This window comes from Rhodococcus sp. BL-253-APC-6A1W (assembly GCF_012843405.1).
Taxonomy (GTDB): domain Bacteria; phylum Actinomycetota; class Actinomycetes; order Mycobacteriales; family Mycobacteriaceae; genus Rhodococcus.
Map to the genome: position 1 here is coordinate 1 of NZ_JABAFB010000031.1, position 1,176 is coordinate 1,176.

1 pseudogene is annotated in these 1,176 nt (G+C 60.5%); it reads right to left on the reverse strand.

Going from position 1 to position 1,176, the window contains the following annotated elements:
* A pseudogene (locus HF877_RS21455) lies at window positions 1-1,056 on the reverse strand (DDE-type integrase/transposase/recombinase); the annotation flags it as partial.
* Window positions 1,057-1,176 lie beyond the last annotated feature (120 nt).

Consider the following 1,176-nt stretch of genomic DNA (forward strand, 5'->3'; position numbering starts at 1 on the left):
ATACCCGCGGCCGTGAATGTGAACGGGTGACCTCCAGATCCGCGAGCAACGTCGCGACGGTCTTACTCGTCATCGACGTACCCCGATCTGCATGGACAACATTTGGAATCCCATGTACAGCAAACACTTCAGTCATCATCTCCGCAGCGAGCAAGCCGGACTCATGGGTTTGGACGTGTGCACCGACAATGTAACGGGAGTAGATGTCGACCATGACGTACGCATCGAAATAGGTGCCTTTGACCGGGCCCGCAAGCTTGGTGATGTCCCACGAATACACCTGCCGCGGTGCTGTCGCGACCAGCTCCGGGCACGTGCGGGCAGGATGACGCGCTTGCCGACGACGTTCTTTGACCTGCGCGTTCTCCCGCAGGATTCGATACATCGTCGACACCGAGCACAGGTAGGTGCCGTCATCGAGTAGCTGGGCGTAGATCTCGAGGGGTGCCTGATCGACGAACCGCTTGCTGCACAACATCTCGAGCACAGCGCGGCGTTCGGTGTCGGTGAGTTTGTTTTCCGGAGTGCGTGGAACGGGCATGGGCGGTTCCGCTGTCGCAGATCGCGTTTTGTGGCGTCCTGCGGTGGACCGCACTACTCCCGTCAATCTACTTGCGGTCCTTGTTGTTACGCCAGACTTGGTGAGTTCGTGATGGATGGTCGTCAACGCTTCTTGCGCGGCTCGTCCGCGTCCGTGCTCTCGGAGATCTGCTCCAAGAGCGACTGTGCTTTTCCCATGATCAGTAGGGCCGTTTCGGTGGTCGCGAGTTTCTTGTTGGCTCGGTCGAGCTCACGCTTGAGTCGGGCGATCTCGGTTTGCTCGGCGGTAAGTTTGCCAATCTTGTCGCCGGGTTTGGTGCCCTCGAGGACGCCGGCGTCGCGTTGTTTGCGCCATTCGCTGATCAGCGATGAGTACAGGCCTTCACGTCGCAGGTATGCGCCGCCACCGTTGTTCGTGCACGCCTGCTCGTACGCGGCGAGGTGGGCGAGCTTGTCGGCAGCGTTGAAGGTGCGTCGTCGCTGCGGGCCGTCGGCGCGAGGGTGCGAGGGGTCCATCCGGTCATTGTCCTCGATCGGCATGGTGGGAGAAATCGTCATTGTGGGGTTGATCCGTCTCTTGCCCTGCAGGCGGGGTTGCTGTGAACCGTTGGACTCAACTCACCCTGACACGCAGGG